General features: G+C 56.8%; 11 protein-coding genes. 7 read left to right on the top strand and 4 right to left on the bottom strand.

Features of this window, described 5'->3' with window-relative positions:
- Window positions 1–36: 36 nt before the first annotated feature.
- The 4 genes from RTH46_RS08815 to RTH46_RS08800 all read right to left on the bottom strand — a co-directional run bounded on the left by RTH46_RS08815 (window position 37) and on the right by RTH46_RS08800 (window position 6,314).
- Window positions 37–360, bottom strand: coding sequence for a DUF2790 domain-containing protein (locus tag RTH46_RS08815; protein WP_316905451.1), 324 nt, complete (start codon window positions 358–360; stop codon window positions 37–39).
- 162 nt (window positions 361–522) lie between these two features.
- Window positions 523–3,684: a CusA/CzcA family heavy metal efflux RND transporter gene (locus RTH46_RS08810; protein ID WP_232882458.1), complete on the bottom strand. Its 3,162-nt coding sequence runs from the start codon at window positions 3,682–3,684 to the stop codon at window positions 523–525.
- Between the two features lie 24 nt (window positions 3,685–3,708).
- Window positions 3,709–4,974 carry an efflux RND transporter periplasmic adaptor subunit gene (locus RTH46_RS08805; RefSeq protein WP_316905450.1) on the bottom strand — a complete coding sequence of 422 codons (1,266 nt, stop codon included), beginning with the start codon at window positions 4,972–4,974 and terminating at the stop codon, window positions 3,709–3,711.
- Window positions 4,975–5,042: 68 nt separating this feature from the next.
- Window positions 5,043–6,314: a TolC family protein gene (locus RTH46_RS08800; RefSeq protein WP_232882460.1), complete on the bottom strand. Its 1,272-nt coding sequence runs from the start codon at window positions 6,312–6,314 to the stop codon at window positions 5,043–5,045.
- 404 nt (window positions 6,315–6,718) lie between these two features.
- On the opposite strand from RTH46_RS08800, the gene RTH46_RS08795 reads away from it, so the two are divergent.
- The 7 genes from RTH46_RS08795 (at window position 6,719) to RTH46_RS08765 (ending at window position 14,536) form a co-directional block, all read left to right on the top strand.
- The gene (locus RTH46_RS08795) at window positions 6,719–8,062 is read left to right on the top strand and encodes an OprD family porin (protein ID WP_316905449.1); all 1,344 of its coding nucleotides are present in this window, start codon (window positions 6,719–6,721) and stop codon (window positions 8,060–8,062) included.
- A gap of 479 nt (window positions 8,063–8,541) precedes the next feature.
- The gene (locus tag RTH46_RS08790; RefSeq protein WP_232882462.1) at window positions 8,542–9,216 is read left to right on the top strand and encodes a heavy metal response regulator transcription factor; all 675 of its coding nucleotides are present in this window, start codon (window positions 8,542–8,544) and stop codon (window positions 9,214–9,216) included.
- 701 nt (window positions 9,217–9,917) lie between these two features.
- Window positions 9,918–10,340, top strand: a complete 423-nt coding sequence (locus RTH46_RS08785) for a TIGR03757 family integrating conjugative element protein (protein ID WP_316905448.1) — start codon at window positions 9,918–9,920, stop codon at window positions 10,338–10,340.
- A 44-nt stretch (window positions 10,341–10,384) separates the two neighbouring features.
- A complete protein-coding gene (locus tag RTH46_RS08780; protein ID WP_316905512.1) occupies window positions 10,385–11,272 on the top strand; it encodes a TIGR03756 family integrating conjugative element protein in 888 nt (295 codons plus the stop codon).
- Between the two features lie 20 nt (window positions 11,273–11,292).
- On the top strand, window positions 11,293–12,654 hold the full coding sequence (locus RTH46_RS08775) for an integrating conjugative element protein (RefSeq protein WP_316905447.1): 1,362 nt from the start codon (window positions 11,293–11,295) through the stop codon (window positions 12,652–12,654).
- 2 nt (window positions 12,655–12,656) lie between these two features.
- Window positions 12,657–13,010: a hypothetical protein gene (locus RTH46_RS08770; RefSeq protein ID WP_316905446.1), complete on the top strand. Its 354-nt coding sequence runs from the start codon at window positions 12,657–12,659 to the stop codon at window positions 13,008–13,010.
- A complete protein-coding gene (locus RTH46_RS08765; RefSeq protein WP_316905445.1) occupies window positions 13,007–14,536 on the top strand; it encodes a conjugal transfer protein TraG N-terminal domain-containing protein in 1,530 nt (509 codons plus the stop codon). Before RTH46_RS08770 ends, RTH46_RS08765 begins: the two co-directional genes overlap by 4 nt.
- Window positions 14,537–14,544: the final 8 nt, after the last annotated feature.

The raw sequence follows: 14,544 nt of genomic DNA, 5'->3' as shown, positions 1-14,544 counted from the left end.
TTGTGAATTCTCTAATTGTTCTATTCACAGCGGTCACTACTTGTTGTTGATGCATTGCGAGTACATGGAGTAGCGAACCGTCTTGAGCGTACCCTGGGAGTCTTCAAAGGTCATCAACCGCGGGTAGACCTGGCAAGTCCTGGGGTCTTGGGACTGACGCACGAATTTGGCAACATCAATCTTCATGCCGTACTTGTAGTCTTGAATCTCCGGCATAGGCTTGCCATTTTTCTCTGCATAGCTTGCCACAGCAGTCTGATGCTCACTGATGTATTGCAGCTGTTTGCTTTCGGAGAAAGTATTAGCTTGCGAAGCCATCGAGAACATAACAAGTGCAGCAGCAACCATTAGCTTTTTCATATAAACCTCTCAGTTTCAAGTCTTCTCGGGCGTAACTTTAGCAACGCACAGGCATCACCGGCATGACGAGAAACTTACAATTTTGAAAGGTAAGTGCATCTGCTTCATATAAAAACAAAAAAAGCCCACAACACGCGTTGTGGGCTTTTCTGTAATTGCCTATTAGCTCACCACTTCGGACTCGTCACCGTCTTCATCCTTGCGGTGTGCCCAGTGATACAGAGCCGGCAGTACCAGCAAGGTCAGCGCAGTGGAGGACAGGATTCCGCCAATCACCACCGTTGCCAGCGGGCGTTGAACCTCTGCACCGGTACCGGTAGCCAAGGCCATCGGGATGAAGCCCAGGGAAGCCACCAGAGCTGTCATCAGCACAGGTCGCAGGCGGGTCAATGCGCCTTCGTCAACGGCCTGCCTGAGCGTTCTCCCCTCCTCTCGCAAGCCGCGGATGAAGGCGATCATCACAAGCCCGTTCAATACCGCAACGCCCGACAGCGCAATGAAGCCCACCCCTGCCGAGATCGACAATGGGATATCCCGCAGCCATAGCGCCACGACGCCCCCGGTGAGTGCGAATGGAATACCGGTGAAGACCAGCATGCCGTCCTTCAGGTTGTTGAACATCAGGAACAGCAAGGTCATGACCAGGAACAAGGCAACCGGTACAACGATCTGCAGGCGCTTGGCTGCCGATTGCAGCTGCTCGAACTGGCCGCCCCAACTGGTCCAGTAACCCGCAGGGACTTCCACCCTCGTTGCCAGCGTGGTTGCCGCCTCATCAACGAACGACCCAAGGTCGCGCCCCCGAACGTTGGCGCTAACGATGATCAAACGCTTGCCGTTCTCGCGGCTGATCTGATTCGGGCCCAACTGCAAGTCAAGGTTAGCGACCTGTGACAGCGGAATGAAGCCTATCTGGTTGGTGCCCTGAGCCGCATTGGCAGGAACAGGGATCAACAGGCTAGACATACCCGCTACGTCGGTACGTACGGCCTCAGGCAGGCGAACCACCATGTCGAATCGACGATCACCCTCGTACAACGTTCCGGCTGTGCGGCCACCTACAGCAATCGCGATCGAATTCTGCACATCCGCAATGTTCAGGCCATAACGTGCTGCTTTTTCCCGGTCGATATTGATGGTCAGCACCGGCAGGCCGGTGGTCTGCTCAACCTTGACCTCCGAAGAACCCGGTACCGCTTTGAGTGCTGCGGCGATCTTGTTGGCCGTGGTGTTGAGCACGTCCATATCGTCACCATAAACCTTGACCGCAACGTCACTGCGTACCCCGGAGATCAGTTCGTTGAAACGCAGCTGGATCGGCTGGGACAGCTCATAGTTGCTGCCCGGCACGCTGGCGGCGGCCTTCTGCACATCGGCAATCAGCGCGTCTCGCGACTTGCTGGGATCGGCCCATTGCTCCTTTGGCTTGAGCATGACGTAGGCGTCGGAAATATTAGGCGGCATCGGGTCAGAAGCGATTTCAGCAGTACCGGTACGGGCGAACATCCGCTCGACTTCCGGTACCTGTTCGATGACCGCTTTTTCCAAGCGCTGCTGCATGTCCACCGACTGACTCAGGCTGGTACCCGGCACACGCAGGGCTTGAAGAGCGAAGTCACCTTCGCTCAAGCTCGGGATGAACTCACTGCCCATGCGACTGGCAAGCACGCCGCTGAGCACGACCAGGGCAACTGCGGCCGAGAAAGCAATGTTCCGGTGCCCAAGCACCCATTGCAGTACCGGCTCATAACGCAGCCGCGCGGTGCGCATGACCACGCCCTCCTCCTCCTTGACTTTGCCAGTGACGAACATGGCGATCGCCGCAGGCACGAAGGTAACGGAGAGGATCATTGCGCCCAATAGCGCCATCACGACAGTGAAAGCCATGGGGTGGAACATTTTGCCCTCAACGCCAGTGAGGGCGAAGATCGGCAGGTACACCACCATGATGATCAGCTGCCCGAAGATCAGCGGCCGACGCGCTTCTCGAGCAGCGGCAAAGACTTCATGGAAGCGTTCGGTTTTGGTAAGCATGCGACCATGTTTGTGCTGCGCATGGGCCAATCGACGGATCGCGTTCTCCACGATAACCACGGCACCGTCGACGATGATGCCGAAGTCGAGTGCCCCTAGACTCATTAGGTTGGCACTGACCTTGTTGTTGAACATGCCTGTGAAGGTGAACAGCATGGACAGTGGAATGACCATCGCGGTGATCAGCGCAGCACGGATGTTGCCGAGGAACAGGAAGAGAATGGCGATAACCAGGATCGCGCCTTCCACCAGGTTCTTCTTCACAGTCGCAATGGCTTTTTCAACCAGGTTGGTACGGTCGTAAACGGTGACGGCAACCACGCCCTTTGGCAGGGTCCGGTTGATGTCCGCCAGCTTCGCAGCGACAGCTTGGGACACAGTACGGCTGTTTTCACCGATCAACATGAACACGGTACCGAGCACGACCTCACGCCCATTCTCGGTAGCAGCACCCGTACGGAGCTCTTTACCGATACTGACGTCAGCGACATTGCTGATGCGAATCGGTGCACCATCCACGCTGGTGATTACGATGTTGGCGATGTCTTCGATGTTGCCCACCTGGCCTGGTGCACGGATGAGCAACTGCTCGCCATTACGCTCGATGTAACCGGCACCGACGTTGGCGTTGTTGCTTTCCAACGCTGCGACCAGATCATTCAGTGTCAGCTTGTAGGTAGCCAGACGCTTCGGATCCGGCGCAACCAGAAACTGCTTGGCAAAACCACCGATGGTGTTGATCTCTGCCACGCCAGGAACGTTGCGCAGCTGGGGCTTGATGATCCAGTCCTGGATTACCCGCAGGTCGGTGGGAGTGTATGGCGTACCGTCTTCTTTGACCGCGCCATCTTCGGCCTCTACGGTCCACAGGAAAATTTCCCCGAGGCCGGTGGAGACCGGTCCCATGACGGCTTCTACGCCCTCTGGCAGCTGCTCCTTCGCAACCTGCAGCCGCTCGTTGATCAGCTGGCGGGCAAAGAAAATGTCGGTGCCATCCTTGAAGATCACGGTGACCTGAGACAGGCCAGAGCGAGACAGGGAACGGGTCTGCTGAAGACCCGGGAGACCGGCCATGGCCGTTTCTACTGGAAACGTGATCCGCTGCTCAGTTTCCAATGGCGAATAGCCAGGCGCTGCAGCGTTGATCTGCACCTGGACGTTGGTGATGTCGGGTACCGCATCGATGGGCAGCTTTTGATAGCTGTAGATACCGATGCCGGCCATGATCAAGACAGCGATCATTACAACGATGCGCTGCTCAATGGCGAATCTGATGATACGTTCAAACATGAGAAATCATCCTGTCAGTTCGCATCAGTGACTGTGCTCGGCAGATGCTTTGCCGAGCTCAGACTTGAGTGTGAAGCTGCCATTGGTAGCCACTTGGGCGCCCGCTTCGACACCGTCGGTGATTTCCACATACCCATTGTCACGTCGGCCCAGTTTCACTGGACGGGTGTCGAAGCCTTCTGCGGTGCGGACGAATACCGATGGTTTGTCCTCAACGGTCTGCACGGCATGTTCAGGGACGGCCACCGCTACGCGATCAGTCTGGGAAGTCACTGCGATATTGACGAAAAGGCCGGGGCGCCAGGCCCCGTTAGGGTTGGTCAGGGTGACACGGACGGTTGCTGCACGGTTTTGCTCACCCAACAGGCTGCCGACATAGCCCACCTTGCCCTCGACCTCGACGTTCATGTCTGGCGAAGAAACCTTAACGGCACGCCCGGTCGTGACCTTGCCCAAGTCTGTAGGCGGAACGGCGAAAGTGGCCCAGACCTGAGTGAGGTCTGACAGGATGAAGGCGTTAGTCGCCTCGCTGACGACTTCACCGACGGTCAAGTGCTTCTCCACCACTACGGCGTCGAAGGGAGCCCGGAGCTCATAACGGTTACCGCCAACGGAGTTAACCGAGGCGCCGATTGCGCCCACCTTCTGCTTGGCATTGGCCAGAGAGATCTCCGCTTCCTGCAGCGCCTGGCGAGCTTGAAGGTAGTCCTGCTCAGCGGAAATCTTGTCCTGCCACAGCTGCTTCTCTCGATCGAAAGTCACTCGAGCCAGTTCTACGCGACGCTGTGCAGCCTGTTGTTCGCTGCGCAAGTCAGAGATCTGTTGGCTGGCAATTACAGCAAGGACCTGGCCCTTCTTGACGGTCTCGCCCAGATTGGCCAGAACAGCTTCAACAACGCCAGGGACACGAGGAACAACGTGCGCAGTACGATCTTCGTCGAAACGAATCTCGCCCGGGAAGCTCACGACCGTGCCCAAGTCTCGGGGCGCGGCAGATTCCAGAGAAACGCCGGCAGCTTTGATTTGCTCTGCGCTGAGGGTCAGCTTGCCTTCTTCTTCCCCGCCCTCTTCGCTGTGACCTTCCTCGCCATGACCCTCTTCATCATGTCCCGCATCACCCTGCTCTTTGTTGGCTGATCCGGCCTTCTTTTCATGGCCATGACCATCGTCAGTACCGTGTTCTGTGCTAGTTGCGGCTTGCTGTTCGGAACTGTTGTTCCAGGCGAGGCTGCCAAATCCAAGGGCTGCCACAGCGGCTACCGCGAGGGCGATCTTGCGTTTGTTATCCATTGCTACTCCTGCTGATCGTAGGCACTGGCGTGTTTAACGCCGAGTGCCGAAGAAAATGTACGGCCCGTTCAACGGGCGCCGGCAGTCGAACCGACTTCGCCATAAACCCTTTCTACTTGCGCACGCGCATTGGTCGCCGCGGCTAGCGACTCGAGATACTGGCCGCGGGCAACGATCAACGTGCGCTGCGCGTCCAGCACTTCGATAAAGCCGAATTTCCCCATTTCGAATCCGCGGGTTGCGGTGTCCACAGCCTGCTGGGCTGAGGGCAGAATGGTCTTGTCGTAGGATTCGACTTCTTGCATGGCGGTAGACCACTGGTTCAACGCGGTTTGGGTTTCGGCACGCAGTCTCAGCTCGACAGCGTTACGCAGGTCGCGGGCCTGATCGGCGCGTCGAGAAGCGGAAAGAATGTTGCCTTGGTTACGATCAAACAGCGGCAGAGGCATGGACAGTCCAACGACATTCACTCGCTCGCGAACCGAGCGGTCGTACTGGCTACCCACGCTTACGGTGAGGTTTGGAATGCGCTGAGCTTTCTCTGCACCAAGCGAGGCGTCGCTCTTATCAATTTGCACCACTGCCTGGCGCATTTCCGGAGTCTGATCGAGCTGTGCCAGCAACTCTTCAGTCCGCGGCGGCAAGCCTGGAGACAGGGTCGGTGATTCAAGGCGATCAAATACGGTCACTGAACTCCCCGTAACTTGGGCGAGTTGCTGGTAGGCCGTCGTTTTTTCCGTTTCGGCACGACGGACCTGCAGCCTGGCTTCAGCCAGTTGCACCTGGGCGCGGGTTGCCTCCACGGGCGAAGATTTACCTGCGCGAACACGACCATCAACAATGCGAAGGCCGCGCTCTGTAAGGTCAAGGGATTGTTTGGCCAGGTCGAGTCCGGTTTGGGCTCGTAATGCCGCATAGAACGCCTGCACAACGTCTGCACGCAGACCATTCACGCGACGGTCTAACTCAAGCTGCGCAACGCTCTGGCCGTATGTAGCGACCTCTACGCGAGCTCCCCGCTTACCACCTAGCTCCAAAGTCTGACTTAGAGTTACGGTCGTTGTGCTGGTACTACGTCGTGTGTCCTCCATCTCATAGGAGATTTCGGGGTTAGGAATCAGCCCAGCTTGCTTGCGCGCACCGTCCGCGATGCCGATTTCCTGTCGTGCAGCCGCGAGGTCTGGGTTGGCATCCATTGCCGTCGACAGCGCTTGGGGCAAGCTGATGCTTTGGGCAAGTGCTGCGGGTGCCAACACCCCGGACATCACCGCACAGAGCGCGGCGATCTTCCAAGGTGAGACGTAGGTCTTGGATAAGACATTGCGGTTATACCGGGGCACTTTCTTGGTCCTCGTGCACAAACTTCGTTAAAGCTTGGCCAGAACGCCGAAACAGCTGCCAAGCCCCACTGGATTAGGTGATGGCACTCTAAAGAGCGCTAGCTATCAGAGGGGTGGCTAGAAAATTACAATTTCGTAATAAATGCTCGTAATGCCCGAAAACACTGAAAAAACAGCCGATCCATAGGATTTTGTTGCTAACGAGAGAGATCGCTAGCACGCGGTGTGGAACACCCAAATAACGAGCAGATGACGAAATTGTAATTGTCCTATCACCCTCCCGTTATCTTCAGCCTGCAATTATGAGCTCGGCGCTACGCTAGGCGCGCCGCCGGGCCACAATTTATAACGACGCCCGCGCCGGTAAACATAATAAAAACTGCCGTAAATCAAAGGAGCATCGGATGAAAACAAAAGTACCACTGTATTTGGCGGCAGTTTCGGCGCTATCTGGAAGCTTTGCAGTTACTGCTCAAGCTGAAGATAAGCAGGAAGGTTTCATCGAAGGCAGCAGCCTTACAGTGCTCAACCGCAACTTCTACTTCAATCGTGATAATCGCGACAGTTCGGCCCCCACTTACAACAGTGGCAAGGGCAACACCAATGGCTACTCCGAAGCCTGGGCGCACGCGATCATCACCAAATTTAACTCTGGCTTTACCCAGGGTACCGTCGGCTTTGGTGTTGATGCCTTTGCCATGATCGGCCTTAAGCTCGACACCGGTGACGGGCGCAATGGCGGTCGTAGCTCCTTCGACGTGCTGCCTGTTGATAACAAGGGCGAAGCTCGCGATGAATACACCAAGATAGGCGGCGCGGCCAAAGTCCGGTTGTTCGATACTGTAGTGAAAGTAGGTGATGTCTTCCCGTCGACTCCGGTTGTTGCATCAGGCGACTCGCGCCTATTGCCTGAAAGCTTCCGCGGTGTGACCGTTGAGAACACCAGCATCCAGGGCCTCACCCTACAGGGTGGTCGACTGCATGCGATGAGCCAGCCAGTTTCCAGTAACTTGAATGATAACTTCGTCACCTTCTATGGCGGCCCAGTTAATTCGCCTTGGATTGGGTACGGTGGTGGCGACTATCAGGTCAACGACAATGTCACCGTGAGCGTATACGCCAGCCAACTGAAGGATGTCTGGAATCAGTACTATGCCGGTACTAGCGTCGTCTACCCGCTGAGCGACGACCTCGCACTGCTGGGCGGCTTCAATTACTACAAAGCCGTAGATGAGGGTAAACGACGCCTGGGTGAGTTCGACAACAACATCTGGAGTGCCAAAGTCGGCGTCCGTTACGGCGCTCACACCCTCGCCCTCTCGCACCAGCGCAACAACGGCGACGACGACTTCGACTACTTGCGTCAGTCAGACTCGATCTTCGTCGATAACTCCATCCAGTACAGCGACTTCAACTCACCGAAAGAGCGCTCCTGGATGCTGCGTTATGACCTGAACTTCACCAGCTACGGCATTCCTGGTCTGACGTTCATGACCCGCTACGCCAGGGGCTCGGGCGCCGACTATTCGAACGCCAACCAGTTCTACATGCGCACCGATGCCAACGGTGATCCGCTTACCAATCAGAAACGTTGGGAGCGTGACATCGAGGTCAAATATGTCGTGCAAACCGGTCCGGCAAAAGACCTCTCCTTCCGTTTGCGCCAAGCCACCACGCGTGCCACTGCATTCGAATCGGATCTGGATGAAACTCGCGTGATCATTGAATACCCGCTGTCGATTCTGTAATTCTCTGAGCGGACCAGTTTATTTTTAAGTTGGTCCTTCCAGAAAAAACGTGCATTACGCATTCACCTTGAGTGGCTTAAGTGCTCCTTTGGTAAAAGGTGGATATTTGGCGCCCTTCGGGCGCCTTTTTTTTGCCTAAAACCCGATCAATCGTTCGAGTGCGCGATGCAACTCATGGCTGCACCAATGCCCAGGCTCCTCAGTGTGCGTGACTTCACCGTCATCTGAACGGAACGAAGCCAACACAAAAAAGAAAAAAACCCAATACCTCATAAGGTCAAATTACCTAGTTGAGCGAGGACCCGAAAACGTAAAATCCAGACCGCGACAAGATATACCGGCAGGCTATCAATCATATTACCTGGAAATTACAAATCCGTAATTTAGACCCCGCCCCCTCAATTTTGATTTACCATTCCTCTCAATAATGCCGGCGCGCGCGCGCGGTTAATTGCTCTGTGATATCGAGACAAAATCCCATGCGAATTCTGGTTATTGAGGATGAAGTAAAAACTGCGGAATATGTGCGTCAGGGCCTTACCGAATGTGGCTATGTAGTAGATTGCGTCCATACCGGATCCGATGGACTATTCTTGGCTAAGCAACACGAATACGAGCTGATCATCCTTGATATCAATTTGCCAGAGATGGACGGGTGGCAGGTTCTTGAACTGCTACGGCGTAAGAATTGCCCGTCGCGCATCATGATGCTCACGGCGAGAAGCCGTTTGGTGGATAAGGTACGAGGGTTGGAAAACGGCGCAGATGACTACCTGATAAAGCCATTTGAGTTCCCTGAACTGTTGGCGCGGGTCCGCGCCTTGATGCGTAGGTCTGATCACCCCGCATCCGTGGAGATCATTCGCGTAGCTGACCTGGAGCTCGACCAGAGCCGCCACAGAGCCTTCAGGGACGGGCAGAGAATTGATCTGACGACAAAAGAGTTTGCCCTGCTACACTACCTGATGCGCAATACAGGCGTGGTACTGAGCCGCACTCAGATCATCTCGCAGGTCTGGGACATGAACTTCGACTGCGACACCAATGTTGTTGAGGTCTCCATTCGTAGGCTCAGGGCAAAAATAGATGACCCCTTTGAAAGCAAGCTAATTCATACTTTGCGCGGCGTTGGTTACGTTTTGGAAAAGCGCTAATATCTTGTTTTTATAGATGAAAGATTGCTTTTAGCGGAGTTTAAATTACATGATGCACTGAGCAGCCAAGTGCTGAGAGCCAGCGCGATCTATCCAGACCGTCTAGTTATCAAAGTGCGATACTCAAGTACGCCCCTCAATATATGTCTGCGCGATAAATAGCTAAAAGCTTTATGCTTTTTTCCATCCCAGTGCATGGAGCCACCCAAATATGAACCAGCTCTCTCGCGAGCACTACCAATGTTTGGGTAAGTACCGCCGCTATTAATAGCGCTCGAATAAAACCCTTATTAATAGGTACCCAGCTCCACTCTTTGCAGATACGACTCAACGGCTGGGAAGCTACCCGCGCTCTCGACCATGTCCAAGGTACGTAGCCTTCAAGATGGCGGCATGGCCGCCCGAGCCTGGCTTCTGCCAGTGGCTGGGAGCCGCCAATTGTAATGGCTTGCTCAAGTTCCCAAGCATACTGAAATTCCACCGCGCTTTGTTGAGCGTTCAATATACCCTCCCAAAGGAGAGTGCGATCCGAAATGCTCGGATCAGAAAAGCCGAGGTCATGGATGCCCCGTTCGTCACATTCGACTTGATGTGATTGAGCCCTTAGGAAGAAATCCAAGCAGCGTGGAGTATCTATTTTCTGCTGCACCTAGAAGGTCGATCCGTTTTCCTGTACCGGTCCTCACTTCAGGTACAGCCCAATGCTCAAACTTCTCCCGCCAACCTGGCGAGCTGTCTCAGCGCTCGCTCTCGCGCTAGCCTCCGGCACCGTCCATGCCGAGACTTGGGCCGTTACGGACTCGGCGCATCCACTGACCGCCGTGCCCGCAGGCGTGCGAGTGATCCAGCTCGATGACCAACAGCGCATCGAGGCACAGCTGTCCCAGAAGTTACCGCCCAATCCACACCAGGCCGCTCTTGCCGCCCGGCAGTTGATGAGCTCTCCGGCCGGAGCTGCACTGATGCAGCAGCTGGCCGCCGCCCAGCAGGGTAATGCCGATGCCTGGAGTGTCGGTGTCTCGAAAGTGCCTGCAGTGGTTGTTGATCGCCGGTATGTGGTCTACGGCCAACCTGACGTGACAGCGGCCTTGCGGGCCATCAGCCAGGCGAGGGGGCAACGGTGAAAAAGGTATCCCGACGCGCCTGGGCCGGGCTGCTGACGTCAGCCATGTCTTTTTCAGCATTCGCCACTGTCAATTCAGCAGCAATCCTGGCCTCCACCAGCTCACCTGCGTGCCTCGAATACAAGGTGGTAGGGATCTGCTACTGGCTGCTCTGCACCCCGCTGGGTTGCACCGTGAAAACGTCCACGAAAGTCCGGCACTACATCCCAGACGCGGTGGTGTCGGCTTACGCCAATACCGGTGGCAACCCCTGGACGGAGGTGAGCCCGATGGGGATGCCGAATGCCACCGCGCAGGCCGGTAACGACGGCACCACCAACCACAACGCCGAGAACAACATCACGAAGTTCAAGGAGGCTGACGTTATCGGACATCCAGGTGCGACGGTGTTCAACCAGTTCGCCAGCTCCTACGGCTACTCCTGCCACGGCGCGACCACTCCGCTGGTGCCTTACATGCTCAGCACGCTGGACACGCTGGCTTGGCGCTACGGCGTCCCCGAGTCCGTCTACCCAGAAGCTCTGGTGCCAGGCCTGCGCGAGGTCGGGGGAATGTTCTCCGGTGATCTGTGGGGCAACCTTTACCCGCGCAGCGGCTTCCTCCACCAGACCGATGACTTCAAAGCTGGAGCCGTGATCGCGCAGCGGGCCGGCGACATCACCACGCGCATTGGCCAGCCTCATGTGTACCAGCCAATGCGGGCAATGGCAGAGCCTGGCTACTGGCCCGCCGGCGAGTTGAAGGAGGGCGATGCCACCACTGGCAAATGGCAACAACTCTCCCCTGCCATCAGCCCCACCTGTGCGGTTTTCCCCAACGCCGGCATCAACGTCGATGCTGTCGATGAAGCCTACGCCTGGGCCCTCTGGCGACCTTACTCGTGCTGCAAACGTCGCGGCCAAACCTTCCTCGGAAGCACAGACTTCCAATGAGATATGACCTGGAGTGCCCAATGAAAAGAATGACTGCAGCAATCGCTCTTGCTGTGAGCATGAGCAGCACCTGGTGCGTGGCCGAGGCCGCCGACCCGATCAAGGTCGAATCGCAGGGCAGCGTTATCGGCGACGACGTGCTGTACAGCATTGGCGGGGGCAGCGCGGTGCAGATGGGTAGCGCTGGCCAGATGGAGAGCATCACCGTTGGCGCGGGCTGGCAAAACAACCTGGTCTGCGGAAACATGAACCTCAGCAATACCCTGGAGAACCAGCTGAACGGCGCGACCCAGGGCTTTCAACAGATCATGGGCAGCGTAATCCAGAATGCGACTGGTGCGGTTTCTTCGCTGCCGGCACTGATCCTGCAGCGGGCAAACCCCGCCCTCTACAACCTGCTGACCAACGGGATCCTGCAGGCGCGGCTCGACTACGATCGGTCGAAAGGTACTTGCCGCGCGATCGCAGAGCGCATGGCCGACATCGCCGGCGGGCAAATGGGCTGGGGCAAAGTCGCGGAAGGTCAGCAGATGGGCCAGGCCCTGGCCTCGAACACCGATGCTGTAGCTGTGGTCGACAAAGTCGAGAACGCACCAGGTACCAACGGAGTCACTTGGGTCGGCGGCAAACAGGCCGGTGGCAACGGCCAGCAACCCATCAAGGTCGTGGGGGATGTTGCCAAAGCAGGCTACAACTTGCTCAACAACCGCGCGCCGGAGGCGACTTCGAGCATTCCCAAGGCGAGCTGCGCCAACGGACTGCTGTGCGGCAGCTGGGAGTCGCCTGCCGAGGCCGCCCAGTTCGCGAACCGTGTGCTCGGAGAGCAGCAGATCCAGACCTGTGAGGGCTGCAGCACGACATCCACCCCGGGTGTAGGCCTGACGCCGCTGATCCAGGAGACCTACGAGAAGAAACTGACCGCACTGCAGGACCTGCTGAAACCTGGAACCCAGATCACCTCGGAGAAGCTGCGAGAGGCCAGCAGCGACTCTCTGCCCATCACTCGCGGCGTCATCACGGCACTGAGAGACGAGAGAGACCAGGCCGTACTCGCGAGCCGCCTGGCCTCCGAAGTCGCGCTTGCTGACGTTCTGGAAAAGGGCTTGCTCCTGCAGCGCATGCTGATCACGGGCAGCAAGGAACCCAACGTGAATTCCAACAAGTTGGCCGTCGAGGCGACACTTGGGCAGGTCGACACCCTTCAACAGCTCATCACGAACCTCAAGACCGAGCTCGATATGCGACAGCAGCTCGCGAACAACTCCCCGATGAAGATCATCGAGCGTGGGAAAGCGCGCGCCGAGAACTCTCGGACGATTTACGACGCAGCGCCCGAACAGGACCGCATGATCCAGCTGCAGAAGCCTGCCAGCAAGGAATAACCATGACTCAGGAAGTCGAGAAGAAAACCAACTCCCTCAAGATCCTGCTGGGCGGGCTGCTCTTCAGCACCATTCTGCTGGCGTTCAGCGTGCTGCTCGGCATCATCGCGGTCAACCACCTGGGTGTATTCGATACCTGGCTGAAGTGGCGGGAGAGCAATTACCTGCCACTTCTGGTCTGGCGACTAACCCTTTACGTCAGCATCGTCTACGCCTGGATGATGCTGAAGGCGCGCCTGCCAGGGGTCGAGGCTGGCCAGCCATCCAAAGCTCAGCGGATCGAATTCCTGGTACTCCTGCTGTTCGTGATCATCGAGATCTCGAAGGCACCCATCGCCTGGTCGGAGGTGCTATGACCCTCTATACGAACGACTACCTGGAGTACTACCTCACCCTGGTTGGATGGATCATCAACAACGGGATCTGGGACATGATCTCCGACACGGGGCTGTTCGCCCTGCCCTTCATCATTATCGTGGCCCGGGAGTGGATTAAGGTTCGCGGGGAGGGTGCGGATGAAGGCAACAAAGGCGTGCTGTCCCTGGCTCGCATTGAGACCCAGATCTACCTCGGCTACGTAGTGGTATCAATGTGTGCTGTCCCGGTTGTCTCCGTGGGCTTCGACACGCTCGAGTTCGATCAGCAACGCGCCCGCCAATGCCAGGTGATGACCCCGGCCCCTTCCGAGACTGGCTGGAACACCACGTTCAGCTCGCTGGCCGGCAAAAGCGCCCAGCTGCCGATCTGGTGGGCACTCGTACACGCGATGTCCAAGGGGTTGAACAGTGGTGCTGTTGCAGCAATACCGTGCGGTACCGACCTTAGACAGATGCGCATGGAGGTCGACGCGATGAGGATTGGCAACCCCCTCCTCGCCCAGGAAGTAGCTGACTTCACCCACGATTGTTTCGGTCCTTCCCGGGCACGCCTGTTCATGCGTCAGCCCGATATTGGGTCGATCGCCAAAGACCAGAAGGCCCTGCAGGACCTGAACTGGATCGGCTCCCACTTCCTGTTGAACACCGCGGGGTACTACGACACCGACTACTCCAGGACACCGCGCACAGCTTGGCCCTATGACGTGAAACGGGATGACGGAATGCCACAGGTCACCGGTGGTGGTGGATATCCAACCTGCAAGCAGTGGTGGTCGGATGGCAGTATCGGGCTGAGGGACCGGCTGAAAGGCCAGGTCGATCCAAGCCTGCTGAACCAGTTCCTCGGGTGGGCAAAGTGGCTGTCTCAGGAGGAAGTGACCGACTCGATGATCCGCCAGCTCGTGTCGCCCTCCAGCCAGGTCAACGGGGATGTGTACACGGATTACGGCGGGCAGATCGGTGGTACCGCGTGGAACGGTTTGGCCCGTGCAGGCGGAACACTCGGAGTCGCGGTTGGCTCCCTGGCCTACTTCCCCGCGATGGACATGGTGCGGCAAGCACTCCCGATGGTGATGGCATTCTTGAAGATGGCTATGGTGATCTGCATTCCGATGATTCTGATCATAGGTGCATATCGACTCGAGGTGGCGATGACTATGTCAGTAACAATGTTTGCGCTAATCTTCGTCGACTTCTGGTTCCAACTTGCTCGTTGGGTCGACAGCACCATTATCGACGTTCTATACGGCTCAGGATCACCGCACTTATCATTTGACCCAGTTATGGGACTGAATACCACTACTCAAGACGCAATATTAAACTTCGTCATGGGAGCAATGTTTATCATTTTGCCAGTCTTCTGGATAGGCGCTTTGGGTTGGGCTGGAATCAAGACCGGATCGGTTCTGGAAGGGCTCGCTAGCGGATCGAAAGATGTTAAGGGGGCAGGCTCAAAGGCGGGGGCGATGGCAGAGGACGCAGTAAAATCTATCTCACCAAAGTAATTAAAACT

The organism is Pseudomonas sp. zfem004, assembly GCF_032621715.1.
Classification (GTDB): domain Bacteria; phylum Pseudomonadota; class Gammaproteobacteria; order Pseudomonadales; family Pseudomonadaceae; genus Aquipseudomonas; species Aquipseudomonas sichuanensis.
This window is presented reverse-complemented; position numbering and strand designations above follow the sequence as displayed.